We start from the raw sequence: 3,335 nt of genomic DNA on the forward strand, positions 1-3,335 counted from the left end.
TGGCAACGTCCACAGCGCCGATGGCTGGCGTGATGTTCTCGACCCCGTCATTGCGCGCTACGCGGAGCGCGACCTTGGTGGCAGGTTCTTCCGGGACCATAAGTACTGTAGCCTACTGTCCGCTATTTCTGCGCGCCGCCTGCTATCCGAATTCATAGATTTTATCTGAGTTGGGATAGGTTATTGCGCCGCCACAAAAAATTGCGCAACCTTAATGAGCAGTTCAAACGTCCAGATTCCTTATGATTACCTTGATGATATTCTAATTAAGGAAATCGATGCCTCTGATGATCGTCGCTATGAGCGGCTACGTGTCCGCGGCCTGCTAGGTGACTACTTTATCGATTTTGCTGGGGTTGCCTGCTGCGATGCAATCAGCCACGCTCCGGGCTAATCCTACGGCGATGTCGCTGCGGGCGGCTCGAGCAGCTGTTTCGGCAAGACTTCTGCGGTTGCCAGGCCGCACTGCCGTCAGACCGCTTTCCGCCCGTGATGGGGGGAGGGGAGCGATTTACGCTGCGTGGTGCATGAATGACCGCTATCCCAAGCTCGCCGCGGGCGCCATGCTGCACCGCCTACAGACCGCTCTCCGCCCTTCTCGACATTTCTTGTCTGGTGCCTCTACTCGATCTATCGCAGATGATGTCAAGTATCCTTTCTTTTTTATCCTAAAGAATAGCAACGATTCTTGACATGCATCTTCTCAGCGCCACGCGCCGTGCCCGCAGCCTGACGCAGGCCGATGTCGCCTCCATGGCGCAGATCAGCCTGCCGACGCTGCGGTCGCTCGAGCGGGGAGAAGGGGGTGTCCACGCCCTTGTCGCGGTGATGGCGGTGCTGGGCTTGCGCTGGGGCTGGGCGCCCGAACGCACGCAAGCGGCGGCGATGCTGGCCGCGCAGCGCCGCGCCAAGGGCCTCAGCCAGGCGGAGCTTGCCGTCCGCATCGGGGTCAGCCGGCCGACGGTCATCGCGCTCGAGCGAGATCTGGGCGCGACAGTCGCGACCGTGCTGAAGGTCGCGCGGCTGCTTGGGATGGGGTCGGTGGTGCGCGCTGCCCCGTCCGGGCGGGGCGGCTTGGTGCCGGCCAAGAACGCGCCGGCGCAGGACCTGGTCATGACGCCGCCGGAGCTTGCGGCGGCGGTCATCGGGCATTTCTCCGACCGGATGGCGGGCAGGGTGCTTGATCCAGCGCGGGGGCAGGGGGCGTTCCATGATGGCTTCCCGACCCATCTCGATCGGCACTGGTGCGAGATCGGCGAGGGCCGGGACTTCTTCGACTGGCAGCAGCCGGTGGATCGGGTGATGACCAACCCGCCCTGGTCGCGGCTGCGGGAGTTCACCCGCCATGCGATGCGCATCGCGCCAAACATCGTCTGGGCTTGCGCCGCTGACGAACCTGACCACCAAGGCACGGCTGCGCGATCTCGACGAGGCGGGGTTCGGCATCGTCGAGCTGGTGAAGCTCGAGACCCCCAAGGATTGGCCACAGAGCGGCTTTCAACTGGTCGCGGCCTGGCTGCACCAAGGGCATGCGGGGAACTGGGCCGTAACGCGGCTGGCCGCATAACCGGACATCACCCCAGAACGCCCCCTCCGATCCTCATGGCCCCGACATGCTGGCCTCCAGGTCGTCCGGGTCGGGATGATCCTCGGCCTCGGCCTCGGCCTCGGCCTCGGCATCGGCATCGTGTCTGCCGGATAACATGGCCAACGTCCTCAACAGGAGCGTGTCGTGGTCCATGGGTTCCTCGAACCACGGGGTTGCCGGATTGCCCTTTCTGCCGGGTACGGTATCGCGAGCATCCGGAGTTTGTGCGCATTCCGGAGCTTTGGGTGTTCCGGCAGTGCTGTGTGGGACCTCTGTCTGATCCCGCGCGGCGCGCAGCCGCGCGAGTTCATCCTGCACGATCCTGTCCATCCCTGCATCCCGGCCGGCAATCTCGAGACCTTCCGCGAAGGCCACGCGCGTCACCTCGCGCAGGAAGGCCGCGTCGCCGCGCGCCGAGATGCCGGACCACCGTTTCAGCCGCGCCTGGGCGATGATCAGGCGAATGGTGTCGTGACTGCGGCTGTGGGCCTTCAGCCGGAGCTCCTGATCCTCGATCGAGGAGCCGTCCTGCAGCCACATCCGGCCCGTGCGATAATCGACAAAGCGCAGCTTGGCGATCAGGTCCTCGGGCAGGCGGGTCTCGTCAAAACTCGGACGCCGGGCCTTGGCGCGGATGCCAGTCGGACTGTCCGGCGCGGGCGGCGCCCAGGCGCAGGTCAGCCCCTCGATGTCATCTGGCGCTTCGGGCTCCGGATCCGGAGCCTGCTCCGGCCAGCCAAGCCGGTCGCGATGATGCGCGGCGCGGAGCGCGCGCAGCCGCGCGAGCGCATCGGCCGCGCCGCGCATGTCGCGCCGCTCGGGCGCCAACCCGCCGGCAGTCCAGCCGCAGTCGTCCAGCCAGGCCGGCGAGGTGAAGCGCTGGTCGAAGAGATCGCCGCGCAGCCGGATCGCCCTGGCGTATCGGGCGGGGGCGTCCGGCGGTTCGCTGCAGTCGCGGAACAGCCGGCATTCGACCGAGATGTAATCACGGCCTTTGCGCTTGATGCGGTGGCCTTGTCCCTCCAGCCAGGTCAGCACATCGTCGCGGCTGGCGATGCCGCCCAGATCGATCTGGTTGCCGATCTCGATGGCCAGCTCCTGGCGGATGTCGAATGTCGGGTTGCCCTCGATATCGCGCGCCGGGGTGCTGATCACCGAGCCGGGCAGCTTGAGGTCGCGGTGGCGTTCGGGGGCCTGCGGATCGGCCCAGCCATGGCGGTGGTTCCAGCTGTCGCGGAACGCCTCCCACATCGCGATGCCGATCTTGTCCGGCGGCTTGGGGTTGATCGCCCTGAGCCGGCCCCGGCTGTCCATCACCGCGCGGGCGAACAGGAAATTCAGCTCCAGCCGCTGCTTGTCGGTATGGGCGACCCAGAGCACTTCGGGGCGATGCGCCTCGGGGATGCCGGCAAAGGCCAGGTCCTCGAAATCGCGCATCAGCGCCTCGGTCATGCCGCGCAAGCCCGGATCGCCCCGGGTCCAGGCCGCGATGTCGATGTCGCCCGTGTCGAAGGCGATCACACCCGAGGCATAACGGTGCTGGAAGGGCAGGGCAGCGCAGGTCCGGCTGACCAGCCAGGCCTCGCCCGAGATGTGGATCGGAAGGGTAGCGCGCGGCGTCGGGACCTTGGGGCCGCCGGCGTCCTTGAGCTTCAGCACCACCGCGCCGAGCAGATAGGCGATGGCGTGGCGGACATCGGGATCGGCCTCCTGGCCCTTGCGGGCGGCGCCGGTGTGCTTGAGGAAC

At 66.5% G+C, this 3,335-nt stretch carries 3 protein-coding genes and 1 pseudogene; 3 read left to right on the forward strand and 1 reads right to left on the reverse strand.

Going from position 1 to position 3,335, the window contains the following annotated elements:
- Window positions 1–214 precede the first annotated feature (214 nt).
- The 3 genes and pseudogenes from BU28_RS25690 to BU28_RS25885 all read left to right on the forward strand — a co-directional run bounded on the left by BU28_RS25690 (window position 215) and on the right by BU28_RS25885 (window position 1,567).
- A complete protein-coding gene (locus tag BU28_RS25690) occupies window positions 215–394 on the forward strand; it encodes a hypothetical protein (protein WP_143809874.1) in 180 nt (59 codons plus the stop codon).
- A 491-nt stretch (window positions 395–885) separates the two neighbouring features.
- Window positions 886–972 (forward strand): annotated as a pseudogene (locus BU28_RS26870) (helix-turn-helix domain-containing protein); the annotation flags it as partial.
- Window positions 973–1,345: 373 nt separating this feature from the next.
- Window positions 1,346–1,567 (forward strand): hypothetical protein, encoded by a 222-nt coding sequence (locus BU28_RS25885; RefSeq protein WP_028720576.1) that lies wholly within the window; start codon window positions 1,346–1,348, stop codon window positions 1,565–1,567.
- A 33-nt stretch (window positions 1,568–1,600) separates the two neighbouring features.
- Here the strand turns inward: BU28_RS25885 and BU28_RS25890 are convergent.
- On the reverse strand, window positions 1,601–3,335 hold a 1,735-nt coding region (locus BU28_RS25890), incomplete at its 5' end, for an LPD7 domain-containing protein (RefSeq protein ID WP_036763405.1).

Source organism: Paracoccus yeei ATCC BAA-599, from assembly GCF_000622145.1.
GTDB lineage: Bacteria > Pseudomonadota > Alphaproteobacteria > Rhodobacterales > Rhodobacteraceae > Paracoccus > Paracoccus yeei.

Coding starts and splice junctions, on each gene's coding strand:
- BU28_RS25690 (WP_143809874.1), top strand. CDS start 215: ATGAGCAGTTCAAACGTCCAGATTCCTTATGATTACCTTGATGATATT.
- BU28_RS25885 (WP_028720576.1), top strand. CDS start 1,346: ATGCGATGCGCATCGCGCCAAACATCGTCTGGGCTTGCGCCGCTGACG.